17 protein-coding genes are annotated in these 20,146 nt (G+C 51.9%); 13 read left to right on the forward strand and 4 right to left on the reverse strand.

The genetic code is table 11. The features are described 5' to 3' along the window. Positions 1-73: 73 nt before the first annotated feature. Entirely contained in the window at positions 74-1,072 is a 999-nt protein-coding gene (locus tag KOI40_RS04055) for a branched-chain amino acid aminotransferase (protein ID WP_216096187.1), read from the reverse strand. Positions 1,073-1,435: 363 nt separating this feature from the next. Here KOI40_RS04055 and waaF point away from each other — a divergent pair, with 363 nt between their 5' ends. The 10 genes from waaF (at position 1,436) to KOI40_RS04105 (ending at position 12,641) form a co-directional block, all read left to right on the forward strand. Continuing rightward, the gene (gene waaF, locus KOI40_RS04060; RefSeq protein WP_216096188.1) at positions 1,436-2,470 is read left to right on the forward strand and encodes a lipopolysaccharide heptosyltransferase II; all 1,035 of its coding nucleotides are present in this window, start codon (positions 1,436-1,438) and stop codon (positions 2,468-2,470) included. Positions 2,471-2,519: 49 nt separating this feature from the next. Further along, a complete protein-coding gene (waaC, locus tag KOI40_RS04065) occupies positions 2,520-3,530 on the forward strand; it encodes a lipopolysaccharide heptosyltransferase I (protein WP_216096189.1) in 1,011 nt (336 codons plus the stop codon). Between the two features lie 8 nt (positions 3,531-3,538). Next, a complete protein-coding gene (locus KOI40_RS04070; protein WP_216096190.1) occupies positions 3,539-4,672 on the forward strand; it encodes a glycosyltransferase family 4 protein in 1,134 nt (377 codons plus the stop codon). Continuing rightward, positions 4,669-5,484, forward strand: coding sequence for a lipopolysaccharide core heptose(I) kinase RfaP (rfaP, locus tag KOI40_RS04075; RefSeq protein WP_216096191.1), 816 nt, complete (start codon positions 4,669-4,671; stop codon positions 5,482-5,484). The genes KOI40_RS04070 and rfaP overlap by 4 nt, the downstream gene beginning before the upstream one ends. Next, on the forward strand, positions 5,481-6,227 hold the full coding sequence (locus KOI40_RS04080; protein ID WP_216096192.1) for a lipopolysaccharide kinase InaA family protein: 747 nt from the start codon (positions 5,481-5,483) through the stop codon (positions 6,225-6,227). Before rfaP ends, KOI40_RS04080 begins: the two co-directional genes overlap by 4 nt. Before the next feature lie 70 nt (positions 6,228-6,297). Further along, positions 6,298-7,089, forward strand: coding sequence for a lipopolysaccharide kinase InaA family protein (locus tag KOI40_RS04085; protein WP_216096193.1), 792 nt, complete (start codon positions 6,298-6,300; stop codon positions 7,087-7,089). Beyond that, the gene (locus tag KOI40_RS04090; RefSeq protein WP_216096194.1) at positions 7,079-8,494 is read left to right on the forward strand and encodes a lipopolysaccharide kinase InaA family protein; all 1,416 of its coding nucleotides are present in this window, start codon (positions 7,079-7,081) and stop codon (positions 8,492-8,494) included. The genes KOI40_RS04085 and KOI40_RS04090 overlap by 11 nt, the downstream gene beginning before the upstream one ends. Before the next feature lie 67 nt (positions 8,495-8,561). Continuing rightward, the gene (locus tag KOI40_RS04095; RefSeq protein WP_216096195.1) at positions 8,562-10,307 is read left to right on the forward strand and encodes a carbamoyltransferase family protein; all 1,746 of its coding nucleotides are present in this window, start codon (positions 8,562-8,564) and stop codon (positions 10,305-10,307) included. Position 10,308: 1 nt separating this feature from the next. Continuing rightward, positions 10,309-11,379 (forward strand): glycosyltransferase, encoded by a 1,071-nt coding sequence (locus KOI40_RS04100; protein ID WP_216096196.1) that lies wholly within the window; start codon positions 10,309-10,311, stop codon positions 11,377-11,379. Positions 11,380-11,393: 14 nt separating this feature from the next. Next, the gene (locus tag KOI40_RS04105) at positions 11,394-12,641 is read left to right on the forward strand and encodes a hypothetical protein (protein ID WP_216096197.1); all 1,248 of its coding nucleotides are present in this window, start codon (positions 11,394-11,396) and stop codon (positions 12,639-12,641) included. A gap of 120 nt (positions 12,642-12,761) precedes the next feature. On the opposite strand, the gene KOI40_RS04110 is transcribed toward KOI40_RS04105, so the two are convergent. Further along, positions 12,762-14,207: an O-antigen ligase family protein gene (locus KOI40_RS04110; RefSeq protein WP_216096198.1), complete on the reverse strand. Its 1,446-nt coding sequence runs from the start codon at positions 14,205-14,207 to the stop codon at positions 12,762-12,764. Positions 14,208-14,502: 295 nt separating this feature from the next. Between KOI40_RS04110 and KOI40_RS04115 the strand changes: the two genes are divergently transcribed. Genes KOI40_RS04115 through hldE form a run of 3 tightly spaced genes read left to right on the forward strand, consistent with a single transcriptional unit; the run spans position 14,503 to position 18,626 of the window. Further along, complete coding sequence (locus KOI40_RS04115) at positions 14,503-15,351, forward strand: DUF6625 family protein (protein WP_216096199.1); 849 nt, start codon at positions 14,503-14,505, stop codon at positions 15,349-15,351. 35 nt (positions 15,352-15,386) lie between these two features. Continuing rightward, the gene (gene msbA / locus KOI40_RS04120; RefSeq protein WP_233710007.1) at positions 15,387-17,153 is read left to right on the forward strand and encodes a lipid A export permease/ATP-binding protein MsbA; all 1,767 of its coding nucleotides are present in this window, start codon (positions 15,387-15,389) and stop codon (positions 17,151-17,153) included. Positions 17,154-17,198: 45 nt separating this feature from the next. Beyond that, positions 17,199-18,626 carry a bifunctional D-glycero-beta-D-manno-heptose-7-phosphate kinase/D-glycero-beta-D-manno-heptose 1-phosphate adenylyltransferase HldE gene (hldE, locus tag KOI40_RS04125; protein ID WP_216096200.1) on the forward strand — a complete coding sequence of 476 codons (1,428 nt, stop codon included), beginning with the start codon at positions 17,199-17,201 and terminating at the stop codon, positions 18,624-18,626. 32 nt (positions 18,627-18,658) lie between these two features. Here the strand turns inward: hldE and KOI40_RS04130 are convergent, their stop codons facing one another. Then, positions 18,659-19,315 (reverse strand): BUD32 family EKC/KEOPS complex subunit, encoded by a 657-nt coding sequence (locus KOI40_RS04130; protein ID WP_216096201.1) that lies wholly within the window; start codon positions 19,313-19,315, stop codon positions 18,659-18,661. Next, complete coding sequence (locus tag KOI40_RS04135; protein WP_216096202.1) at positions 19,312-20,139, reverse strand: aldo/keto reductase; 828 nt, start codon at positions 20,137-20,139, stop codon at positions 19,312-19,314. The genes KOI40_RS04130 and KOI40_RS04135 overlap by 4 nt, the downstream gene beginning before the upstream one ends. Between the last annotated feature and the right edge of the window lie 7 nt (positions 20,140-20,146).

Genomic DNA, 20,146 nt, shown 5'->3' on the forward strand with positions numbered 1-20,146 from the left:
ACGTCTGACAGGGGCATACGGGCGCCGGAGCGCCTCGCAATGGCCTGTCGGAAAAGACTCGGGAAGAGGGGGGTTAGATGCTGGTCAGCCAGCCGTGTTTGTCTTCGGTCTGTCCCCACTGAATGCTGTTCAGGGTTTGGCGCAGTTTGGCGGTAGTGGCGCCTGCCTTGCCGTCGCCAACCTGATGCTCTTTGCCTTTGTGCAACAGCGTACCTACCGGAGTCAGTACCGCGGCGGTGCCTGACAGAGCAGCCTCACAGCCGGGTTTACGGCTGCGCTCGAGCAGTTCGTCAACGCTCAGGTCGCGCTCTTCCACGTTCATGCCCAGATCGCGGGCGATGGTCAGCAGCGAGTCGCGGGTGATGCCGTGAAGGAAGCTGGAGTCCAGAGCCTTGGTGATCAGTGTGTCGCCGTCGATGAGCAGGAAGTTGGCGGCGCCGGTTTCCTGTACATCGCCGTTGGGGCAGAACAGGATCTGATCCACTTTCAGGTCGCGCTTGGCGATCATGGTCGGCAGCAAGGCGCTGGCGTAGTTGCCGCCGCTCTTGATGCGTCCCATATGAGGGGCACAACGCATGCTTTCTTCTTCCAGCAGCAGGCGCAGGGTGGTGTCAGAACCACCGGCGAAGTAATCGCCCACGGGAGAAACCAGTACGTATTGCATGGACGTCAGTGATGGTCCGGCAGCCTTGCCGATAGCCGGCTCAGTGCCAATGTGCGTCGGGCGGATATAGAGCGAGCCCGGGGCTTCCGGTGCCTGATCGGCAAAGCGGGCAACCACATCCATGATCATGTCCCGGGTTTGCTCGGGATTGATGGCGGGCAGTGCCAGCAGCTCTGCACTCTGGGCAAAGCGGGCGATATTGCAGTCCATGCGGAAGATCTTGACGCTGCCGTCGGGGTGACGAAACGCTTTCAGGCCCTCAAAACAGGTGCTGGCGTAATGCAAAACGTGGGCACCGGGGTGCAAGCTGAGACTGTCACTGGGGACCAGTTTGTGCGCACCCCACTTTTCTCCGTCAAATTCAGTCAGAGCCATTTCTGGCATGAAAACACTACCGAAGGCCGTCATAGGGAACCTCAGAAACAGGGATCAATAGGAGTCGTTACAGTGATCAGGGTATTCAGCTTGCTAAAGTAAGCGCACGGGTGTTGCGCTGAGAGCGTTGTACGAGTCTGTGGGGAGCCGTCAAATCGGTATCCTATGGCTCATTCACAGCACATGCCTTTATTTCAAGGGGCGACATGGGTACAAGCGCGGTGCAAAGATGCCGGTAAGCATCGTGCAAAAAGCCTGAGACGGGGAATTGTAATGAGCCTGCTCAAAAATTGGAATACCGCAAGCTTCTTTAGCGGCACTTTTACTGACCTTTACAGGCGACTGGGGTATGATGCCGGGTTTTATTTCGCCATGGGATGACCGGGTAAAGAGCACATGGGTAACAAGCGGATTTTGATCATCGGACCCTCCTGGGTCGGCGATATGCTGATGAGCCAATCGCTCTATCGTCAGCTCAAGGCTCAGAACCCTGAGTGCGAGATTGATGTGCTGGCGCCGGACTGGTGCCGGGCGGTGATAGAGCGTATGCCGGAGGTCGCCAACTCCATCGCCATGCCGGTGGGGCATGGCAGTTTGCAGTTGGGGGTGCGCAAGCGGCTGGCGGCGGTGCTGGAAAAGCGTGGCTATGATCAGGCGATTGTACTGCCCAACTCGCTGAAGTCAGCGCTGGTGCCCTGGCTGGCCAATATTCCCTTGCGCACCGGCTGGTTGGGCGAGATGCGTTATGTGTTGCTGAACGACCCGCGCAAACTCGATAAAAACGCCTTCCCGCGAATGGTCGAGCGCTATGTGGCGCTGGCCGGCCCCGGCGTGCGTCGCGCGGAGGATTTGCCCGAGATTCTGCCGCCTCAGTTGCGGGTTTCTGCCGCGGATCAGCAGTCGGCCATGGCAGAGTTCGCCCTGCCTGAAGAGCGTTTGATCGGCATTTGTCCCGGTGCTGAGTTCGGACCGGCCAAGCGCTGGCCGGATTATCACTATGCCGCGCTGGCCAGCCGTCTGATTGAAGATGGCTGGCAGGTTGCTTGCTTTGGCTCTGCCAAGGATGCCGAGGTGGAAGCTGAGATCAAGTCGCAACTTCCCAGGGTGCAGCAAGATTCCTTCCATGGCCTGGCAGGGCGTACCAGCTTGCCTCAGGTGATTGATTTGCTGGCTGCCTGTGATGCCGTGGTGACCAATGACTCCGGTTTGATGCATGTGGCGGCGGCGGTCAATACACCGCTGGTGGCGCTTTATGGCCCTACCAGTCCGGATTTTACGCCGCCGTTGAGTGACAGGGCAGAAATCATCCGCCTGATCGACGGGTATTTGAAAATTCGCAAGGGTGATGCCGATCTGGGGTATCACCAAAGTCTGATTGATATTCAGCCAGACAATGTGCTGGCAGCTCTGGAGCGAGTCTTGAGCCGATGAGTGTGCCGGAATTGATAAATGTACTGGAATTTACGAGCGTGTTGGCCTGATGAGAGTACTCATTGTTAAAACCTCCTCCATGGGAGATGTCATCCATACCCTGCCTGCGTTGACTGACGCAAAGCGCGCTTGCCCCGGAATCGAATTCGACTGGGTGGTAGAGGACAGTTTTGCCGAAATTCCCGGTTGGCACCCCGCCGTCAATACGGTGATTCCGGTGTCCATTCGTCGCTGGCGCAAAGAGATTTTTAAAACCATCGGGTCGGTGGAATGGAAGCAGTTTCGCACCTTGCTGCGCAAGCATCATTACGATCTGGTGATTGATGCTCAGGGGCTGCTGAAAAGTGCCTGGGTTGCACGTCTGGTGAAAGCGCCGACAGCGGGATATGACAAGCACTCCGTGCGGGAAAAACTGGCGGCACTGGCGTATCAGCATCAGTACCATGTGCCCACTGAAATGCACGCCGTGGAGCGCATTCGGCATTTGTTTGCCCAAGCTCTCGACTACCAAAAACCCGAAGGCAAAGGCTCTTACGGAATCGATCGCAGCCGGTTTTGCAGCGTCACTCAGGAAGCCGCCAATGTGGTTTTCCTGCACGGCACCACCCGCCACGACAAACACTATCCGGAAGAATACTGGAAACAGCTGGCTGAGACTTTAACGGCGCAGAATATTCGCGTGCGCCTGCCCTGGGGTAACAAGGACGAAAAGCGGCGCGCCTATCGCATTGCCGGTGAGAACCCCAATATTCAGGTGTTGCCTAAACTGAATCTTAACGGTGTTGCCGGTGTACTGGCACAGGCGACGGCGGTGGTTGCCGTCGATACCGGGTTGGGGCATTTAAGTGCCGCACTGGATATCCCGACGGTATCTCTCTACGGTCCCACCAGCCCGTTGTTGATCGGTGCCTACGGGGAGAATCAAATTCACCTGTGCGCCAAAGACTGTGAACCGGTGGATTACGTTGCCGATCCCGATATTTTTTCGCCGCTGACCGTTGATGTGGTATTGGAGGCGTTGCAGCCTCTGCTGCCGCCGGCAGAATCCGTGGCTAGCTGAGTATTCCCATGAAACTGGCGTTTTGCCTGTACAAGTATTTTCCCTTCGGTGGCCTACAGCGCGATTTGTTGCGCATAGCCGAAGCCTGTCACCGGCGCGGCGCGCAGATCCGGGTGTATACCTTCAGTTGGCAGGGCGAGTGCCCGGACTGGATCGATCTGTGTGAGGTGCCCAAACACGGGTGGAGCAGCCAGGGGAAAAACCGGCATTTTACTCGCTGGGTGCAGGTGCACCGGGCAGAGCATCCGGTCGATTGCCTGATCGGCTTCAACAAGATGCCAGGCCTGGATGTCTATTATGCCGCCGATGGCTGCTATGAGGCCCGGGTAACGGAACTCTATGGCTCTTTGTACCGGTTAGGCGGACGCTACAAGCATTTCTCCGCTTACGAACAGGCGGTCTTCGGTACAGACAGTGATACCGAAATTCTGATGATCTCCCAGCTGCAGGTGCCGGTTTTTCAGCGTTTTTATGATACGCCTGATGCGCGAATGCACCTTCTGCCTCCCGGCATCGCCCGGGATCGGATTGCTCCGGACAATGCGCTGGAGCTCCGCCGTGCCTTTCGCCAGGAGTTTGGCCTGGCGGATGACGAGCTGCTGCTGTTAATGGTGGGTTCGGGCTTCAAGACCAAAGGAGTAGACCGCAGTGTCGAGGCGCTGGCGGCGTTGCCGGAACCCTTGCGCAGCAAAACCCGTCTGATGGTGATCGGTCAGGACAACCCGGGTTCGCTGCAGCGACTGGCTCGCAAGCTGGGGGTGGAGTCGCAGTTTCAGGTATTGAGTGGCCGCGATGATGTGCCGCGTTTTATGCAGGGGGCGGATCTTCTGATCCATCCGGCGCGCCACGAAAACACCGGTACCGTGTTGGTGGAAGCCATCGTTGCCGGCCTGCCGGTACTGGTGACCGACGTCTGTGGTTATGCACACTATGTCTCCGATGCGGATATGGGACGTGTTTTACCATCACCGTTTGATCTTCAGCAGCTGACCCGGGCGCTGACGGAACTGCTGGCCATTGCTCATGAGCAGCGACCGCTGTGGCGTCAGAGGGGCGCCGAGTTTGCCTCCAGTGTGGATGTCTACAGCATGCCGGAAGTGGCGGCTGATCGTATTCTGGAATTTGCAAAGGCTGGGGCATGACGGTTTATTTACGCGAAGAGTTTCAGCAACTGTGGCAGGGCAAAGACCCTTTCCAGATGGTGGAAAGCATTGAAGGCGAGGTCTATCGCGAACTGGACGGTCGTCGCACCTTGCGCTTTGAGCTCAACGGTAAAGGCTATTTTCTCAAGTTGCACCGCGGCGTGGGCTGGGGTGAAATCTTTAAAAACCTGATGCAGGCGCGATTGCCGATTCTTGGCGCTGCGCATGAAAGAGACGCAATCGCGGCATTGACGTCGGCGGGTGTTGGCACCATGACCATGGCGGCCTTCGGTCAGCGTGGGCATAATCCCGCGAAACAGTTGTCCTTCATTATTACCGACGCTATCGAGCCCTCAGTCTCATTGGAAGACCTTGCGATCGAGTGGCGAAAGGCTCCGCCGAGCCTGACTCAGAAGCGCGCCCTGTTTGATACGGTTTGCCGAATGACCCGGGACATGCACGCCGCCGGGGTCAATCATCGCGACTTCTACATCTGTCATTTTTTATTGCGTGATCGGGAATTTACTGACGCACCGGATTTGGCCATCATAGATCTGCACCGGGCTCTGATTCATAGCCAGCTGCCTTATCGCTGGCGGTTGAAGGATCTCGCGAGTCTGTATTATTCAGCGTTTGATGTTCCCCTGACGTTACGCGACAGGTTGCGCTTTATCCGCGACTACAGTGGTCGTCCCCTGCGCGAAGAATTAAAGGATCAGAAGACACTGTGGGATCAGGTGGAGCGCAAGGCTCAGTCTCTGTATGCCAAGGCGCTGCGTAAGGGGATTGTCGTGCAGGATGACGCTCCATGAGCTGGTTCAATGATGTAAATGCAAGTCTGCCTGAAGCGCATAAGGCTTTTTCTTCTCTTGACGCCGTTTGGCAATTGCAGGGGCGAGTGATTACCACCAGCTCACTGTGCGAAGTGTTGAGGGTTGAGCTCGATGGCAAGGGCTATTACGTAAAACGTTATTGCAAGGCAGGTGACAACCCGGTGGGCGCTCTGGTGAAATCCAAGGCCCGTCGAGAATGGGAAAACCTTCAGCGCTTTAAGGCCTGGGGGCTGCCAGTGGCCGAGGTGGTTGCCTGTGGCGAGGAGTCTCGCTGGTCGAGGCCGCGTCGTGGAGCTCTGGTGACCGCAGAAATAGAAAATTCTAAAGACCTGGCCTGGCTGGCCGATCATGATTCTCCCTTGTTACAACAGCCGCAATGGGTGAACAACGTCAGTCGGCAGGTCGCTGAAGCTTCGGCGGTGATGCACCAGCACAGTTTTGCCCACAACGATTGGAAATGGCGCAATATACTGGTATCGGGAAGCGAGCAGGATCCCCGGATTTGCATGATTGATTGTCCCGCCGGGACTTTTTGGTGGGGGGCGTTTTTCGAGTACCGCCGAATTAAAGATATTGCCTGCCTTGATAAAATTGCCCGGCGGACACTGACCATAAAGCAGCGCATACGTTTTTATCAGCAGTACCAGAGCGTCAAAAAGTTAACACCGAAACACCGGCGTGATATCGCAAAGATCCTGCGTTTCTTCAAAGGCAGGGAATAGGCGTCACGTAACTGTGACGGGGTTGTACAAGGGAAATTACAACCAATATTGACAAGGAGCATGAAAGCACATGAAGGACTATATCGCTGCAGAATACCAGGCGGCGTTGAAAGATAGAGGTTTGGATAACTTCGAAAGTTTATGGTCGCTGGAATTACCCACCGTCGATCAGCCCAATACAGAGCGAGGTGGCTGGAGCAGTGTTTGCCGCCTCGAGTTGGATGTTAACGGTGAGAGCCTCGGTTTTTACTTGAAACGACAGAGTAACCACTGCAGTTACAGTTGGCTAAGGCCCTTTGGCGAGCCTACATTTGCCCGGGAGTTTCGCAGTATCCGCCATTACCACAAGGTGGGCTTGCCCGCTCCGGAGGTGGCGTATTTTGCCGAGCGTAAAATCAGCGCTGGGAAACAGTCGATTTTGATGACCCGTGCGCTGGATGATTTTTGCCCACTGTCGGAGCTTTTACTGTCCTGGTCCGGACTGACGGAAACTGCACGAGAACAAGTTTTGGACTCCATTGGGGCCACAGTAGCCAAGATGCACGGGAAAAGGATTACCCATCACTGTTTGTACCCCAAACATATTTTTATAAATCTGAGTGAAACCTTGCCAAAGCCCGAGCTAACTTTGATTGATTTGGAAAAAGCCCGTTTTCAGCTGTTGCCGAAACGTGAACGAGTGGCTGATCTCGAAGCCCTGTTTCGTCGCGCGGACCTGTGGACTGAGAGTGACCGTGACCGGCTGCTTTCAGCCTACGTAGTAAACCTGCCTGCGGCTGGCAAGGTATCTGATTATCAGCGGTTGTTGCAGAAGCGTAATCGCAAAAAGCTCAAGGGGAAAAAGGTGTCCTGTGCGGCCTGATGTGACAGAACTGGCGAAGTATGGTCGCCAGCCACCGCTGCCTTATCGAGCCTCCTGGCTAGAGGTCGATGGCCTGCTGCAAGTAGAGCAGTGGTTGCGGATCTTGCCGGGCAAGCGCTATGTGGGACGTGCAATTTGGCAGGGACAGGAGGTTCTGGTCAAGTTGTTTGTCGGTGCCAGAGCGGCCCGCAAAGCGACCGCCGAAGTTGAGGGCTATGAGCGCCTGACGACTGCCGGGTTGAAGACTCCAGCTATGTTGGCTCATGGCGCGCTGTCGGATGGTCAGGGAGCCTGGGTGATTGTTCGTTTTATTCCGGAATCCCGGACGCTGGCGCAGGCCTCGGGTTTTGACATCATTCCTGAGTGTACCAGGCCTTTGGATGAGTCGCGTCGGCTGGTGGCTGAGGTGATTTCTTCCATTGCCGGATTGCACCAAAAGGGGTTGCGGCAGCAGGACATTCACCCCGGTAATTTCCTGTTGGCCGAGGGGCAGTGCTGGATTATCGACACTGCGGATGTGTTGCCGATCGACGATGATCAGCAGGCTGTCGCCAATCTGGCGGTATTCCTGGCGCAATTACCTGAAAAACTGTGGAAGGATGCCTGGTCTCTGTATCAGCAATTGACCTCTGCTGTCGCGGAATATGGTAGAGTAGCGGCCCTTGCCCACGAGTGGCAGGCCTGGCGAGCGCGGGATCTTGCGGATAAGAGTGTCCGCGATTGCAGCCTGTTTCAAGTGGAAACAGGCGCGACCTTTTTTCGCGCTGTCTGGCGTACAGAAAGCGACCTGATCAGTCCCCTGCTTGAGGATCTGGACGGTGCTTTAGCGACGGCGACCCTGTTGAAAGACGGCGGTAGCGCAACCGTTGGTCTGGTCGATTGGCAGGGCCGGCAACTGGTGATAAAACGCTACAACCTGAAGGGGTTGGGGCACCGCCTGAAACGCTGCTGGCGCCCGACACGCGCGTGGCACAGCTGGCAAGCGGGACACCGGCTGCGAGTGCTGGGGATCAATACTCCCCGACCACTGGCGATGGTTGAAGAGCGCTGCGGTCCGCTGCGCGGACGTGGTTTCCTGATCACGGAGGTCGCCGACGGAGAGGATCTGGGGGGCGCTGCCCAACAGGCTGACTCCGGGCAGTTGCAGTCTATGGGCGCGGCGGTGAAGGCAATGCTGAAGGTCATGGTGTGCCATCGAATTAGTCACGGTGATTTTAAGGCAACCAACCTGCTGTGGGGCGAAGCCCTGACAATGATTGATTTAGATGCCGTGCGTTGGCACAACAAGTTCAATGTGTGGCGCAAGGCTTTTAACAAAGATACAGCTCGCTTACTCCGTAATTGGGCAGACGGGTCACGGGAACATCAGTGTTTTAAAGACGCGATCGACAACGTCGAGTCCTGATGCGTGATTGCCATTTGACCGGTGAAGCAGCGAACAAAGATTAAGAACTTAGCAAGAGGTTAACAGAGTGTCCCTGACCGTATTAGGTTTATCCGGAGCATTGAATCACGATCCTTCAGCGGCATTGTATATTGATGGCAAGTTGGTTGCGGCAGCTGAAGAAGAACGCTTTGTCAGAGACAAGCACGCCAAAAACCGCATGCCTTACGAGGCAGCCAAGTTCTGTATCGAGCAGGCGGGCATCAAACCTGAAGATATTGATGTGGTGGCGATTCCTTTTGCGCCGATCAGCATTACCGAACCTCACCGTTGGCACTTCGCCAAGCGATACTGGTACGCGCCGGACCGTGCGCTGGATGCCATCATCAATGGCAATCGTCGCTATCGTCGTTACAAAAAGAAGGTCACCTGGTTGCTGGAACAGCTCGGCATTAATCCCAAGAAAGTGGAGCTGGAATCCGTAGAGCACCACCTGGCGCACGCTTCCAGTGCTTATCACTGCAGCGGTTTCAAAGAGAAAACCGCCATCATGGGTATTGATGGTAAGGGCGAATACGCCACCACCTTCTTTGGCTATGGTGAAAACGGCAAGATCCACAAGATTAAAGAGTTTATCGATCCGGATTCTCTCGGTGGGCTTTATGGCGCCATCACCGAGTTCCTGGGCTTCGAGATGCTTGATGGCGAATACAAGGTCATGGGGATGGCTCCCTATGGTGATCCTACCAAGTATGACTTTTCCCGCCTGGCCAAATTCGAAGACGGTGAGCTGATCATCAATACCGATTATGCCAATGTCATCGGTCTTCGCCGCCACAAGGATAAAGGCAAGGGCTATTACTTCAGCGATAAACTGATTGATTGGTTGGGCCCCAAGCGCGAAGGCGATATCGCTGACGAGCCCTACATCCATTACGCTGCCAGCATGCAGGATCTGTTCGAAAAGCTGGCCTTGCAAATGATGGACTACTATCTGGGTGACATCATCAAAGAAACCGGCAAGCTGGCGTTTGCCGGCGGTTGCGCATTGAATGTGAAATTCAATCAGAAGATTGTCGCGCGTGACGAAATCAAAGAATTGTTCGTGCAGCCGGCCTCCGGTGACTCAGGCACAGCGATTGGTGCCGCGGCTTATGTTTCTGAAGCGCGCGGTGTGCCGGTTGAAAAACTGGAACACGTCTATCTTGGGCCCAGCTACACCAGCGAAGAAGTTGTCGCCGCCTGTGCCAAACATGAAGGCAACCCAAACTGGCAACGCATCGACGATGTGCCACAAAGAATCGCTAAAATCTTGGCTGAAGGCCATCCGGTTGCCTGGTTTCAAGGGCGTATGGAATTTGGTCCTCGAGCGCTCGGCGGACGTTCAATTCTGGGTTGCCCCAGCGTCGAAGGTGTCGCAGACAAAATCAACGAACAGATCAAATTCCGCGAGCGCTGGAGACCGTTTTGCCCCAGTATGCTCAGCCGCGTAGCGCCGGAAATGTTCAAAGTGGATCATCCCGCTCCGTATATGACCTTCACATTTGAAGTCAACGAAGAGTGGAAAACCCGGGTGCCGGAAGTGGTTCATGAGGACGGCACGGCTCGGGCTCAAGCTCTGCAGCCAGGTGTAAATGATCCTTACTACCAGTTAATGGAAGAGATGGAGAAGTTGACGGGTAATGCTGTAGTGATGAACACGTCTCTGAACCGTCGCGGTGAGGCCATGGTGTGCTCGCCAACTGATGCACTGAATATGTTCTTTGGGTCGGATCTTGAGTATCTGATTATGGAGGATATTTTGGTGGTGAAAGATCCTGCAGGTAAGAGCTAAAGTGTCTTCAGAACGGTGGGTGCTTCAGCTTTGTCATGGTTATGATGCACCTTTCGATGATGTGGCAAGACAGTGGCGTGTGCTTTTCGACGAAACTGACTACCGCGTGATGACGGTATTTCTCACGGGTAAGGCGAATCCTGATGTTGAGTCTTTGGTTGGCTCGGATAAGACACTCTTTTGGGAGTACAGATCAAAAGACATCAAGGGACTCAAGCGAAAGCAAATTCGTGAGTTAAGAGCTTTACATGAAGAATACAAATTTGAATTCGCTATATGCCATCGCTATAAGCCGACGTTTATAGCCTGCCACCTCCCACAAGTGCAAGTTTATGGGGTGGCTCATGCGTATGGTGTATTTCAATCTTTTTGGAGAAAGGTGTTTACCTATCGCCATCAAAAGAAATTAACACTGTTTGGTGTGTCTAATGCAATCAGAGATAATATTAGGAGCGCACTGCCCTGGTTCCCTTCTGAAAAAGTCCTGACTCAGTACAATCATATCGATATTAATAAATATACCCGGGAGCAGCTTTCACGAGAGTCATCGAGGAAGTTTTTAGGGTTGCCAGAGGATAAATACATCATTGGCAATGTTGGTCGGTTACATCCGGATAAAGATCAGGCAACGTTACTTAAAGCGTTTTCTGAGCTCAAAATGCCAGACTCGCTTTTGGTGGTGGTAGGTCAGGGCCGACTGGAACGGAGTCTAAAGGCACTGGCATATGAGTTGGGTGTGTCGGAGCGAGTGCTTTTTTTGGGGCGTGTAGAAAATGCCTGGAAGTACTTTAAAGCGTTTGATGTGTTTGCTCTGAGTTCTGATAATGAACCTTTTGGTATGGTTTTATTGGAAGCAATAGCAGCAGGCATTCCTGTGCTGTCTACCAATGGTGGTGGTGCGGCAGAGATAGTGGATGAGAACAGACAGTTTGCGATTGGCGACTATAGATCTCTGGCTAAGTTGATCGTTGAAATGAGAAGTGCCGAGAGTGATCAGGCTAGTCAAAAAATCCAAAGTCGTTTTACAGATGATGGCGCGAAATGCCATTTTCGGCATGTTCTCGATCGTTGAATTGGGAGGGAAGTGTGAATTCCAATGATCGTTATTTGTCGAAACGTCTTAAGAAATTTATAAGAGTTAATGCAAAGAGCAGTAAAAGTAAGGGGTGGCTATCTGATTGGCTGAGTTATCAGTCCCAAATAGCCAAGCTATTAGTTAATGGTTTAAAAGGCGTTTCTATATACCGGGAAAATCGTCTCGTTATTGAGAACTCTGTGGATGTTCTCTTTATTCATGAAGTTGAGTTAATGAAAAAGCTTCATCGTAAACGGGGGATGTTTTCCAGATTAGATCGGCTTCAAATTACCCATGCCGAAATTGACCCGAAGACGTCAAAGCAAATCGCTAAATCAAGAGAGCTTTTTGGATGTTCCAATGAGTCATTGTTGTTTCGTAATTATGATCTCTACGCTCAATATTTGTTAGAAACATATTCTCCCAAGGTTATAGTCACTGACCGAAACGGTGATCTCTTTTCTCCGTTCTTAAAAAAAAGAGCTGCTGAAACCGGCTGTAAAGTAGTTCATCTTCCCCATTCGGTGTTAACCAAAGAATCATCCAAATACAGAATGATAGATTATGACTATTATCTCTTGTATGGAGCGAGTTCCCTTGAGCACTTAAATGCATTGACAACAAAGTTTGGGGAGTGTGACGTAATTCTGTCAGGTAGTTATCTTTTTGATAGTGATTTTACACTGCCTCCTGCAACCGAAAAGGGTTATGTTCTGTTGCTTGGCATGGGGCCTGCGATGGAGGAGAGACCCCGTTACGCACAGTATTACCATTCTGTTCTGGAGTGGGCCGAGCGGAACCCATCTATTCAGTTACACGTACGGTTACATCCGAGGAGTTCTGGAGCGTTTTGGATACAAGCCGCTGAATCTATTGATAATGTTGTTGTGCGGCCTCAAGGTGAGTCTTTTATTGATTCTTGCCGAGGGGCATTTATGTGTCTGACTTCGTACACCAATGCTGTTGTGGATGCGGCGCTTTTGGGTAGACCCTCATTGCTGGTGTGTGGCAATGATGTGGTTGATTATTTGCAGGTGGAAAGATTTTTTTCATCTAGAGTGGTGGATTCTGAGGCTATATCTTCTTCGATTAATCTGTATAAAACTCAGTTAAGTACGTTTCAGAAAAAAGCTGAACATTTTGCAGAGTACCATGTTTATTCAAAAAACCGGTCGGTTGAAGATATTACAAAAGTTATCGTTGAGCTGGTGGAGGGTAAACAGCCAACAATTGAATGTCATCTGAAAGGAGATTGTTAGTCCTTTACCGTAACTGTCACATAGACTCTGGTAGGAAAGTAATTGTTGGTCTATCAGTGTTTTGGTGCATTATTGTGGAATGGCAGCCTAAGGTGGCTGCCGTTGGGTAAGGATCGGTACTTAAGTCGGCTTCTCTGTCTGAAAAGTTTGTTTCGATATGGCATACCCTATCGGAATGAGTACTAATAGCCAGTAGGGTAATGGCGAATCAAAAAATGAAGGATCATCCAGCATAGTGGCGGTCAAGCCGGCTGCAAACAGCGCAAGAAATAAGGAGTGTCCCGGGGACTTTCTCATAAGCTCTCTTGCTGTAAACACCAGTAATATGATGTGTATAAACAGTCCGATGCCACCAGAGCTTAAAGCAGTACCGACAAACACATTGTGAGGGTCATAGTAAGGCGTTTTCCGGCTGTCCGTCATGACCGATTGTTGGTGGGAGGCGCCATGTCCGATAAGTGGTTTTTGCTCGATAACCTTGTAAAAGCCAGCCCAGATGTCTAGCCGGTCACCGAAAGTCGTGTCGAAGTCCAGGATTCTGGGAGGAGATATGGGTAGAGGAAAGCTACGCCCCTTTTTATCTTGCGCGATAAGTTCGAATTGGCTGTAGGGTTTGAAGGTTGGGGTGGCCAGAGTGATGGTAATGCTGCGAGTCTGTTGGTCTAGCTTGATCTTGTTGCCATCTGCTTTCATGAGGCCTGACTGTAACGATAATATTTCCTGGTTTTGTACGTTATTTGATACGATCGGATTGGCTTGAACAGAGGTGATATCAAGCTCTTTGGGGATGTGGTAGGTTACCTTTTGAGGTCCAGCAGTGGGAATAGCCAGCCAATTTTTATGCATTGCGTAGGTTGCTATAAGGCCGGCAGTAATAATTGAGCAGGTAGCGAAAATTTTAAGTTGTCGTGCTTTGGCGAATCGAAAGCATAATAATACGGCTGCACCGGCCAATAGGGCGGCAAGTGAGCCCCGCGATTGGCACAAAGTAAAAACATAGAAATGCAATAAAGCCGCGAGTGCATATACGAGAATATGCGCTTTGCGCTTTTCATTACTGGCCAGGTATACGTTGGTAATGATCAGAAAAACCAGTGAATTTGCCGCGGTAATCGGGTTGCTAAAGATTCCTGGCCCACCCTTCAGTCTGACGCTGTGGTCGCTAGTGAATAGGAGGTAAAGAATCGGCAAGCAGGTTATCAGGCTGGAGATAATCAGAGTGTGTGGGTGACGGTGGTCCCTGTTTTGCCATGCAATTGCAATAGCGATGACAAATAGCACAACATAGAGGACATCTTTTGCGTTATCGATATTTGGGGCATCTGACCATGTTATCGAGGCAATGTGCCATACCCCAAAAGCCAGTAATATTTTAAAGACTGTACTGCGGAACAGATTTTGTAACAGTTGCTTGTTTAATATGAGCAATGTTGGGAGCAAGGCAAATAGGTAAAATGCGTTGTGTAATTGCTTCGAGGTTTGTGCAAGAAAGTAGCAGCTCAGGGTTATGGCAATATAGGTCGTAATGTGGCGAAGATAATGAGTGCGAAATGATCGAAGCAGCATGGTAATAAGGGAATCCTGAGGAAAAGACCAAATCGTCGCTAGCTAACTAAGAAGTAGCCAGATAAGAAAAAGCAAAATTACAAATAAGAATAAATATTCCCAACTATACCAAATTGAATCTGGTTAAGGAATGGCAGTAGCTCTGGAGGGAGGACAATAGGGAAAGTGGTTTGTTGAATTAGAGTCGTGTCAGCCGATCGTACTTCGTGCGAACACGATCTTTGAGTTTGGTGCAACGCTTTCAATATATGACTGGGAGATATTCGAGTGGTGAACCAGATGGCAGGTCAGAGTAATGTATAGCATTTGTTTTGTAATTCCGTATTTTGGGCCTTTCCCTTTCTGGATGGAGTATTTTCTGGAAAGTTGCCGGGCAAACCCTGGCGTTGATTTTTTGCTTTATACCGACAATCCGAAGCCAGAGGGCTTGCCATCCAATATCCATTACAGGCCCATAAGCTTTAAGGCCTATAAACACAAGGTCTCTGAGGGCCTCAGCATTGGTTTTGATCCAGATAGTGCCTATAAATTGTGTGATATCAAACCGGCTTTAGGAGCTGTCCATAGGGAAGAGTTAAAAGGCTACGATTTCTGGGGCTTTTGTGACCTCGATTTGATTTTTGGTCGTGTGCGTCATTTTTTTAATGACGATCTGCTATCCCGTTATGATGTAGTGAGTACCCATGAAACCCGAGTGTCTGGGCATTGTTGTATTTTGCGAAATACGCCTCAATACGTCTTTGCTTTCTCCAAAGTCAAAGGGTGGCGGAAAGCTTTTGAAGATCCGTCCCACTGTGGGTTTGATGAGAAGTGCTTTTCCAAGCTGTTTGTGGGTTTGAAGAATTATCCTCGTATCTTGCGTGCTGCTCTACAGTACCTGTTTCGCCCTTATAGCCGAAAAGCATACTTTGTTGAGCAGTACTCGACACCGGGTTTACGTTATAATTGGCTGGATGGATCGAGAAATTTTCCTACACGCTGGTTTTGGTGTGATGGCGTCCTTACAAATAACGTTACAGACCGTGAATTTCTTTACTTTCATTTTCTTGAGTGGAAAAGGCATTGGGGGGGGCACCCTGAACATTTCACTCCTCCTGCTAAGAATTGGGTGATATCCAAAGAAGGTTTTGAGAGTTCTTCTTGATCATTCGATAGTAATTAATGAGTTTGGTTTGAAATATGTCAGAGATAGATCACCCCAAGGCAGCAGATTATGTGAATCATTCCTCTGGAATGACCATATATTTCAGATTGTTAAAGTATGTAAAGTCTCAATGGCATATTTTCACATTAAGTATCCTGGGCTTTTTGATCTTTGCCGCCAGTCAGCCTGCCCTTGCCCAGATTATGGAAATGCTGATCAACGCTATTGAAAGTGGTGAAAAAGATCAGCGGATCATGATCCCTTTGATGATGATGGCTGTATTTACCGTTCGGGGGGTGGGTTCTTTTATTGGTAACTATTTTATTGCCAAGGTGTCATTGAATATTGTTCACACCCTCAGGGTTCAGCTGTTTAATCAGCTGACCACCATGCCCAGTCATTACTTTGATGACAATAACTCAGGCAACCTGATTTCCCGGATAACCTATAACGTGCAGGGTGTAACCGGAGCCGCAACCGATGCCCTCAAGGTGCTTATCCGTGAGGGATTTACCGTGATTTGTCTGTTTGGTTACCTGTTGTGGAAAGACTGGAAGCTGACCATGGTGTTCGTGGTCATTGCCCCTTTTATTGGCATTCTGGTGGCAACAGTGGGCAAGCGGTTGAAAAAGCTCGCCAGCAAGATTCAGGTGGTGATGGGGAATATTACTCATATCTGTTCAGAGATGATTTCCGGTTATCGGGTGATGAGAACCTTCTCTGGTGAAGAGTACGAGCGCCGCCGATTTGAAGAAGTCAGTAAAGATAACCTCAAGCAAAACCTGAAACTGGTTAAAACCAGTGCATTGGCGACACCGGTGATGCAGGTAATTGTGGCTGCGGCCATGGGGACACTGGTGTATCTGGCCATGACGTTTATGGATACCTCCAGCCCGGGGCCCTTTGTCGCATATATTACAGCTGCGGGGTTGATTCCCAAGCCGGTAAGACAGTTGAGTGAAGTTTACGGCACCATTCAAAAGGGCATTGCTGCGGCTCAAAGTATTTTCGAACAGTTGGATGAAACCCCGGAAAATGACACCGGACAAGTGGTTGCCAAGCGAGTACAAGGTCGCCTCGAGTTTAAGCAGTTATCGTTTTCCTACCATCCCGATGAAGGGAATGTGCTCCACGACGTAGATCTCTCCATCTCACCGGGAGAGACTGTAGCCCTGGTGGGCAGTTCCGGCAGTGGCAAGTCGACGTTGGCGAGTCTGATTCCGCGTTTTTACGAATATAGCCAGGGTCAGATCCTGCTGGATGGTGTTCCCCTCACGGACTATACCCTGGCTTCCCTGCGTGAGCAGATTGCTCTGGTCAATCAGGATGTGGTGCTGTTTAACGATACCGTAGCCAGCAATATCGCCTATGGCGGTTTGGCGGGGGCGTCTGAAGAAGCCATTCGTGAAGCGGCCAAAGCTGCCCATGCGACCGAATTTATTGAAGACATGCCGCAGGGCTTTAATACCCTGATTGGTGAAGATGGTACCCGTCTGTCTGGCGGTCAACGACAGCGGTTGGCTATCGCCCGGGCGCTGTTGAAGGATGCCCCGATTCTGATTCTGGATGAGGCCACCTCGGCGCTGGATACCGAGTCCGAACGGGCCATTCAGGACGCTCTGGAAGAGCTGATGAAAGGCCGTACCACACTGGTTATTGCCCACCGTTTATCCACCATTGAAACCGCAGACAAGATTGTGGTGATGGACAAGGGCCGTCTTGTGGAGGCGGGCAGTCATGCCGAGCTTCTGGCTCAAGGCGGTGTCTACGCCAAACTGCATTCCATGCAGTTTCAGGCCTAGCGGGTTAAAATGACCGCAGTCTTAACGAATTACTGAGAAAATATCATGAAACTCTCCATGCCCCGTTTTGACCGATCCCAGGTTCTGGTGATCGGCGATGTCATGTTGGATCGCTATTGGGTCGGCGCAACTTCGCGTATTTCCCCTGAAGCTCCGGTCCCGGTGGTAAAGGTCAACGGCATTGAAGACCGTCCGGGCGGTGCGGGCAACGTGGCGCTGAATATTGCAGCACTGGGGTCCGGAGCCTCCCTGATCAGTGTGGTTGGGCAGGACGAAGCGGCCGATGCCTTGCGTTCACGTCTGGAAGCGGTGGGGATTCATACGGATTTCCAGACCTCGACTGACAAACCGACCATCACCAAGCTGCGTGTCATCAGTCGTCATCAGCAGCTGATTCGCATGGATTTCGAGGAGTCTTTTAGCGCTGAAGACAGCGACGGATTCCTGGAAAAAGCCAAAAAGCGCCTGCCGATGATGGGGGCGGTGATTCTGTCGGATTATGCCAAAGGCAGTCTGCAGGATACTCAGAGTCTGATTCAGGCTGCCCGTAAAGAAGGGGTGCCGGTGTTGGTGGATCCCAAGGGTACCGATTTTGAACGGTATCGCGGTGCCACCTTGCTGACCCCGAATCTGCATGAGTTTGAAGCGGTAGTTGGCAGCTGTCCTCACGAAAGTGATTTGGTGGCCAAGGGCACCGAGCTGATGTTGTCTCTGGATCTTGAGGCGCTGTTGGTTACTCGTGGCGAGCACGGTATGACATTGCTGCGCCCCAATCAGCCCGAGTTTCATTTGCCCGCTCGTGCCCGCGAAGTGTTTGATGTCACCGGTGCCGGCGACACTGTCATTTCGGTGTTGGCGTCAGCCCTGGCGGCTGGCAGTGAGCTGCCTCTGGCGGTGACTCTGGCGAATGTCGCGGCCGGTATTGTCGTTGGCAAATTGGGTACGGCAACGATCAGTGGTCCCGAGCTGCGCCGGGCCATTCAGGCTGAGCAGGGTGCCCAGCGTGGAGTGATGACTGAAGAGCAGTTATTGATTGCGCTGGAAGACGCCCGTGCCCAGGGTGAAAAAATTGTCTTCACCAACGGCTGTTTCGACATCATCCACGCCGGACATGTGGGTTACCTGGAAGACACCCGTAGTCTGGGGGATCGACTGGTGGTTGCCATCAACAGCGATGAATCGGTTTCCCGCCTGAAGGGCCCTGCACGGCCGATCAATCCTGTGGATCGCCGTATGGCCGTATTGGCCGGACTGGAAGCGGTGGATTGGGTGATTTCATTTTCTGATGATACCCCGGAGCGTTTGCTGGAGCTCATCAAGCCGGATGTCCTGGTTAAAGGCGGCGACTATACCGAAGATCAGGTTGTCGGTTGGGAAATTGTCAAAGCCTATGGCGGTGAAGTGAGAGTGCTGAGCTTTTTTGATAACTGTTCAACCACCGCGATCGTCGAAAAAATCAAAGAGCGCGATTAAAGAGCTGGTGCGAGTTCGCTACAAGGCCGTTGCTATTGAACGGCCGGAACTGCCTGCCGAATAATCTCTTCAAAATAGCGCAGTCTGGCTCCCTGACTGCCGCTCTCGCTCTGGTACCCTTTGATAAACTCATCCAGATCGATAATTTTCATATCGTCTTGGTAGCGAAACACATGCTGAAAGTTTCGCTTTCTCTGCCAGTTACTCAACTTGAAGACATTGATCCGCATATCGGCGATATCAATCAGGCCGAAGTGACCGTCGTCCAGCTGAATAATATTGCCAAAGTGCAGCGAGCGAAACATCACGCCGGCATCGTGCAGTTGAGCCACATAGCTGCCCAGCTGACGTGACAGCGTTAGATCTTGCGGCTGCTGTTTGAGACGGTTGCGCACGGTATCGCCCGGGATGCCGTGGTAGCAGACACAGTCGCGTCGCGGACTGTCAGTTTTGAAGGTGTCCAGAATACCGACCGTGGTGATCTGACGCTTTTTCAGTTTGGCGGCATTGCTGGCAAACTGTTTGGCGCGGGAGCGCAGTTTGGCCATCGAAACCCTGTTCTTGTGATAAAAGATTTTCAGGTAGCGGTGTTCTGCCAGCACAACCACCTTGGGGCCGTGATGGTCTTTTTCGATGACGGTGCCGGAGTCGATCAGCTTGTTGAGTTCTGAATTCTGTAGCGTTTTCATGGTTGTTTCTGTGTGTTGCGCAAGGCGTTCAGGGTGGTCAGTGCCTTGTTGCAGTTATCCTGCAAATGAGCCGGGTTAATGGTGCCGATAATGGCACTGCTAACCGCAGGGTGCCCGTACAAAAAATCCATGCTCGCCTGTACAGGGTCTTCATGATCGTCGAGAGTGATGTGACCGCTGGCAAGCGCTTTCTTGATAAACACGCCTTTGTTGTGAGCGGCACAAAAGTCGAGCACCGGTTCTTCTTCCCGATGGCTCAGGTTATAAGTCACCATCACACAGTCACTCTGTCTGCCCGCTTCAATACCGCCGTCGACGGTTTTGGTAGACATGCCATAGGCGCGAATCAGGCCTTCCTGTTTCAGGTCTGCCAGAGTGCCCAAAGCTTCGCCGTTATGGATGATGTCCATATCCTGTCCGTCAGAATGTACCAGCACAAGATCAATGAAGTCGGTCTTCAAGCGTTGCAGGCTGCGCTCTACACTGCGGCGAGTGTGTGCGGCAGAAAAGTCGAAGGACGATACACCTTGATGGAATTCTTCCCCCACCTTGCTGCAGATTACCCACTCGTGTCGCTGGCCGTGCAGCAGGGGGCCCAGGCGCTCTTCACTGATGCCATAAGCCGGTGCCGTATCAATCAGATTGATCCCGAGATCTTTTGCCTGTGCGATTAAATTGGCGGCTTCGGTGTCATTGGGTAATTCAAAACCGGTGGGGTATTTAACGCCCTGATTGCGTCCCAGTTTGACGGTGCCCAGACCAATCGGACTGACCTTGAGACCGGTGTTGCCGATTGCGTTGCGAAAATCTGCGAGTGTGGTCATGGAATGC

The organism is Pseudomaricurvus albidus (assembly GCF_018863235.1).
GTDB classification, from domain to species: domain Bacteria; phylum Pseudomonadota; class Gammaproteobacteria; order Pseudomonadales; family Cellvibrionaceae; genus Pseudomaricurvus; species Pseudomaricurvus albidus.